This window comes from Bradyrhizobium sp. UFLA06-06 (assembly GCF_054820065.1).
On sequence record NZ_JADFUD010000068.1, the window covers coordinates 36,879 to 42,924 of the forward strand.

Below are 6,046 nucleotides of genomic sequence, written 5' to 3' on the forward strand. Positions count from 1 at the left end.
AAAGGGCGCTGCGGCTCGAAGCAAAGGGATCCCTCCGAGAGATCGGCCGCGAAGAAAGTGCGGGCTTGCTGCGAATGGCCCGGGCCTGCTTATGCTCGTTAAGATCAGGCGCAGCGCCCTATCTCGCTCGAAGCCGATCACCCGCGCAGTCGCAACAATGCACGTCCTACCGTCCGTCAACCCCTCGCCGGCTTTCCGCTTGTCCCGCAGATGCTGGTAAACCGTTGAGTGCTGTACTATTGCGACAAGATGGATGCGAACTGCTCGCCCGTCGCGCCCAATTTTCGATTGTTACCAATCCGAGGTTCGTTCAAGATCTTCAGTCGTTCCCGTCGAATAGGATAGGACTGCAAACCAACTCATCAGCTCACCATGCATGTACACGACCACTCATCATTTCATGCGCCGGTCAATGCGAGCCTTTGGGCTGATGTCCTTCAGTCCATTGAGGCTTCTACGACTTGGCGGAATCTGACCTGCCTGGACGCAGCGCAATCGCCACCAGCGGCTTGCGTGCGGCTAGTGCGCTCCATCTGTCGGTACCCATTGCTCTAGCCGGTGGCGCCTTCCCACATATCCGCCGTGAACATGCAGAGCGAGCAAACCGAGCTGGCGTGCGCCGGCGCGACAAGATCGATCACGCCGACTGATGATGTTCGAACTTCAACAATCGCCTCGCAGAGGTTCACCCCGACGCGCTTTGCCGGCGTTTCCTCGCCGTACGCGGGCACGTGGGCTGATAGGCGGTATCGAGTACCGAACCGAAGCGGCTGGCCGCAGCCTCAATGTACCGCGAGCCTTCCATCGCCGTCTGGAGCGCCCGCAGAAGCGGCAGGTCCGACGGATGCGGCAATCAAGCATCGCCACTTTCGATTGTCTCATGCAAAAACATGATCGTGCGGTTGGTTAGACTGTTTGGGAGCGGGTAGGAACCGCAAAGAATTTGTCCTCCCAAGTCCGCAGGTCCTCCATCTTGTCTCTCATTGCAGAGCGCCTCCGCGCCGTCCGCCCCTCTGAAACCAAAGCCATGACAGCGCGTGCCGCCGAACTGCGCGAGCAAGGCGTCGATGTGATTACGCTCAGTCAGGGCGAACCGGATTTCGACACGCCAGCCGCTGTTTGCGAAGCCGGCATCCGGGCAATCCGCGACGGGCGGACGAAGTACACTGCGGTCGCAGGGCTTACGCCGTTCCGTCAAGCGATCCGCGAGAGCTTCAGCCATGACCACGGGCTCGATTACGCTCTGGAGCAGATTACGGTCGGCTGCGGTGCCAAACAGGTTGTGTTCAACGCGCTCTTTGCCAGCCTCGATCCGGGCGATGAAGTTGTGATCCCGACACCGTGCTGGGTCTCCTATCCCGATATGGTGGCGCTCGCCGGCGGCAAACCGGTTCTCGTCGCCTGCGATGAGCTCGATGGTTTCAAGCTCCGTCCCGAGGCGCTGGAGGCTGCGATCACGCCGCAAACTAAGTGGTTGATGCTGAATTCGCCGTGCAATCCAACCGGTGCAGTCTACAGCCGAAGCGAGTTGCTTGCGCTCGCCGCGGTGCTGCGGCGCCATGCGCACATTCATGTACTGTCGGACGACATTTATGAAAAGCTCACCTATGGCGCCGCGTTTGCGACCATGGCCGCTGTCGCGCCCGACCTCTGTGAGCGCACCTTGACCGTCAACGGCGTGTCCAAGGCCGATGCAATGACTGGATGGCGCGTCGGTTACGGGGCGGGGCCTCTCCCATTGATCAAGGCCATGAACCTCATTCAGGGCCAGACGTCGTCGCACACCAGCTCAATTTCGCAATACGCCGCCATTGAGGCATTGTCTGGCGGCCGGAATCATATCGATGAATTCGGGCGCGCCTTTCTCGAACGCCGCGACCTCGTGATCGGCAAGCTGAACCAGGCCGAGGGCTTATCGTGCCGGGTGCCGGACGGAGCCTTTTACGTTTTTCCCTCCTGCGCGGGCGTCATCGGCAAGCGCACACCCGGCGGCAAGGTGATCGAAACCGATACCGATTTTGCCATGTACTTGCTCGACGCATTCGCCGTGGCCGTCGTGTCCGGCAGCGGCTTTATGGCCTCGCCCTACATCCGTATTTCATATGCCTCCTCGCTCGAGGACCTTACCCGCGCCTGTGACCGCATCATCGACGCCTGCGCGGCCCTGTCCTGAAAGATCTGTCAATGCCCCCGGCCAAACGTCTTCGCATGCGTCTATCCGAAACCGGCCTCCTCCACGTCATGGCTGCCCATAGTCCGCTGTCAGCGATTCTTGCCGAAGAAGCCGGATTTGATGGCCTGTGGGCCTCCGGCTTTGAGCTGTCGGCGCTTTACGGCCTGGCGGATATGAGCCTGATCTCGATGACGCAGCATCTGGATATGCTGCGGGCGATCGCCGGACGCACGACGCTACCGATCATCGCCGACATCGACACGGGCTCCGGCAACGCCATCAATGTCATCCATGCTACCGGCGAATATGAGCGCGCCGGCGCCAGCGCCGTCGTCATCGAGGACAAGACCTTTCCAAAGGTCACGAGCCTTGCGGCCGATGGGCGCCAGGAACTGCTGCGGATTGAGGAGTTCCAGGGCAAGATCGAGGCTGCCATCGCGACAAGACGGGACCCCGATTTCCTCGTCATCGCCCGCACCGAGGCCTTGATCGCAGGTCTTGGCGAAGCCGAAGCTCTGCGGCGCGCCCACGCCTATGTGGAGGCCGGCGCCGACATGATCCTGATCCATTCGAAAAAGAAGGATCCTTCCGAGATCGAAAGCTTTTCGCGTGCCTGGACCGGATCAGTGCCGCTCGTGATCGTGCCGAACGCCTATCCGGATCTCGACGCCGAACGGGTCAAGGCGCTCGGCAATGTCCGAATAATGATCTACGGCAATTACGGCATCCGCGCTGCTGCAACTGCCATGCAGGAAACTTTCCGGCGGATCATTGCTGACGGTGGCGTCCAGAACGCCCACAAGGACATTTTGCCGGTGGAGGAGATTTTCAGGCTTCAGAAGATGCGCGAGATCAAGGCCGCTGAAGCCCGCTTCCTTCGCTGAACGCTGTGTTCTGATCTTTCCGCAACTCACGCGATCTTGAGGCAATACTTCGCGACCAAGCACCGCACAGGCCCCATCCACAAGCTTTGGGACGATTAGAGTAAAACGGCTTTATCCTCCAGCGAGCTGCGTCCTATCGACGGCGAGACCAGTGATCTCGCCGCGCCAACGGCCGCCATCTGAAAACGCGACCGCCGACGATCAATCAATCCGCAAAATCAGGTCGTACGGAGCGTACAGAAACGCGACTTTTTCCCTCGACAAACTGTCGATAGGCAGTACTCCGGCTGCACACATCGAAAAATGTGATGGGGCATTCGCCCTTCGTTGGCAATGGCCTGCCAAAGGCAACTAGCGGGCTTCCCAGAAGCGACCGGAGCAGATGATGGCTGCCGAACACGATGAAGTGCCCCTCAATGCAATCCGGGCGTTTGTGACCATTGCCCGCGAGGGAAGCGTGACACGTGCAGCCAGGACATTGGGAACGACACAGAGTTCGGTCAGCCGCTACCTGGCTGTGTTACAAGACTATCTCGGTACTGACCTTGTGGAACGGCGAGGCCGGCGGAGCGAATTGACGGAATTCGGCAGGCTTTTCGCGAACACCGTTGCCGAACCGCTTGACACAGTGTGCTTCACCGCCAAAAGAATGCGGCGCCGGACGCAAGCGGACGGAAACCGGATCGTGGTCCGCACCTCACTTTCCACCTTCGCCTACTCCTTTCTGATTCCAAATCTGCAGACGTTCTCCACTGAGATGGGTGGCGTCATCGTGGACGTGATCAGTTCATTGTCTCCGCCGACGTCCTCCGACGATTTCGACATCTTGATTACCCGTGATCTTTCCGTCATTGAACCGGCCGACGACTGGGAAATCTATAATGAGACGGTCGTATGCGTCGGCTCTCCAAATCACGTCGCGGGAAGAGCCCTCTCAATCGTCCGTTCAATGCCAATTCTCAACATCACCTCCCGGCCTGATATACTGCCGACATGGCTGAGGGCGATGAACCTGACCGCCAGGGATATCAAGTCGGGTGCGCGATACGATCACAATTACCTTGCTCTGCCCGCGGTCATAACCGGCAAATGCCTTCTGGTGGCGCCGGAGATTCTTGTCGGCGACCTCGTGCGCGGGGGCGTTCTGCAGGTGATACCGGGATCGCGTACACCCAGTGGCATGCAATATCGGGCCTATGCAGTCGATCGCAGTGACAATCCTGAAATTGCCCGCGCCTTTTGCCGGTGGCTCGCTCGGCTCTGCAAGAAGGCCGCTGTTTTGGAAGCAGGCTAACGCCGCATCGAGCTTATGACTGAAGACGGGACATCAGGTGTTCTCGGCGAAGCCGCACCCAAAGATAGCCGGATTGACGCGCCCTTTGCGCAACAGTGCCGCCACACGGGGCCGGATCCGCTCCTTGCTATCAGATGGCAGGCGCCCAACATTGCCCCCGACGTGACAGCCGCGCCCAGCTCCAGCAACCGGTGCGAGCGAAGTGCGTCCAACCAACCTTCTTGGCGGCTACCCATTTGATCACCAGTAAACAACTAAATGGCTTCAAGCTGCGAGGGGCAGCAGCTGCGCGTCGTGTCGACGCTCCCGTGCAATCTGTCATGTGAGGACGGTGCAATCAGACTTGTAGTCTTGGGCGGACCTGCGCGCGCCCATGCGCGTTGCATTGAGGAATGCGCAAGGTCTCACGCGTTCTGGAGGGGCTTCGTGCTGAATGCGAACGCGCTCAACGGTCGCGCCGAAACACGCGAGCTGATCTCCAGAAGGCCTCCGACGCGCGTCGGAGGCCTTCCCAGGAAATTTTAGCACGGTGCTAGCCGCCAGGCCGAGGGAGACTGCCTCGTACCTCGCAAACCCTTCCTGACGGATATTTCCTCCCGCCGTTCCTGAAGGGATCTTACCAATTGCGCTGAATGCGCAGCAGCATACTGAACGCGCTCTGGTTCTTGAGTTCATATACTGCAGCAGGCTTGGCGACTGCCGCGACCGCCGGCGCCGCAATAGTGCCAGAATATTTCTGATCGAGGAATGTGGCGAACAGATCCGCGGAGAATGTCAGGTTTCTGACCGGCGTCCAGCGCGTAACCGTGCCAACCGCAGCAATATTGAAGTCGGGGTTGCAAACACCTGTCAACCCGAGTGCGGCCATGCCAGCGCTGCCGCAAATCTGAGCCTTGGCCGCATCGGTGTAGCGAATAGCGGCCCACCCGCCGTAAACCGCTGTGTTCCAATAGGGATCCCAGTTATGAATGTAACCACCGTTGAAGCCGTACGTCGTGGTCAACTGAAAAGCCGTGCCAGTTGCCGCCGTCGAGCCAGAATAGATGGCATCAGCAACGCCGGCGAAACCAAGGCTCTGATACGCATCGGCTCGGCCAGTGCCCCCATACATCGCCCATGCGGTCGGGATGTTTTCCTGGATGCTAAAGCTGCTGGCACCCTTGGTGTAAGCGGCCTGCAAATTGATCGTGTCCCCCGCGCCGGTCGGGACATTCTTGATCGATAGCGCCAGCTGACCGGCCCAGCCCCACTTGTCGTCGGCGTGCCCGGTGACTTCGCTCCCACCATAGTACGCCGCATGGTTGTTGTGCGCCGCGGCCGATGCCTGGAAGAGGCCCCAAGCCTGGTCGATCCGCATCATGCCGACAATATCGGGAGCCACGGTGCCGCCATAACTCTGCGATCCGTAAGCTCCCGTCACGATGCCGGCGGCCGTGGCATTGGTCGTATTCCAGATATTGGTCTGGTAATAGGCAGTTGGATCCTGCGCAGAAACCGTCGCCGTGATCCCCTGACCGAAGTCAGCGGTATAGCTAAACTGGTTGACCCCCGAGGCATCGCCGCCGCCACCCGGCAGGCCATCGAAGAAGTTGTTGGCCGGGTAGTTGGTCCAGGGAGCGCTGAACTGGGAGACCGCCTTTCCCATCGTGAAGCCGGCGAATTGGATGAAGGCATACCCTGTCTCTTATACACATC

Annotated in this window: 3 protein-coding genes and 1 pseudogene; 3 read left to right on the plus strand and 1 reads right to left on the minus strand. The window is 59.7% G+C overall.

The features are described 5' to 3' along the window. The first annotated feature begins 973 nt into the window (after positions 1-973). The 3 genes from IF803_RS35785 (at position 974) to IF803_RS35795 (ending at position 4,351) form a co-directional block, all read left to right on the plus strand. Positions 974-2,173 carry a pyridoxal phosphate-dependent aminotransferase gene (locus IF803_RS35785; RefSeq protein WP_461195471.1) on the plus strand — a complete coding sequence of 400 codons (1,200 nt, stop codon included), beginning with the start codon at positions 974-976 and terminating at the stop codon, positions 2,171-2,173. Positions 2,174-2,208: 35 nt separating this feature from the next. Beyond that, the gene (locus IF803_RS35790) at positions 2,209-3,057 is read left to right on the plus strand and encodes an isocitrate lyase/phosphoenolpyruvate mutase family protein (RefSeq protein WP_461195472.1); all 849 of its coding nucleotides are present in this window, start codon (positions 2,209-2,211) and stop codon (positions 3,055-3,057) included. 385 nt (positions 3,058-3,442) lie between these two features. After that, positions 3,443-4,351 carry a LysR family transcriptional regulator gene (locus IF803_RS35795; protein WP_461195474.1) on the plus strand — a complete coding sequence of 303 codons (909 nt, stop codon included), beginning with the start codon at positions 3,443-3,445 and terminating at the stop codon, positions 4,349-4,351. A gap of 616 nt (positions 4,352-4,967) precedes the next feature. Here the strand turns inward: IF803_RS35795 and IF803_RS35800 are convergent. Continuing rightward, positions 4,968-6,026: pseudogene (locus IF803_RS35800) on the minus strand (porin); the annotation flags it as partial. Positions 6,027-6,046 lie beyond the last annotated feature (20 nt).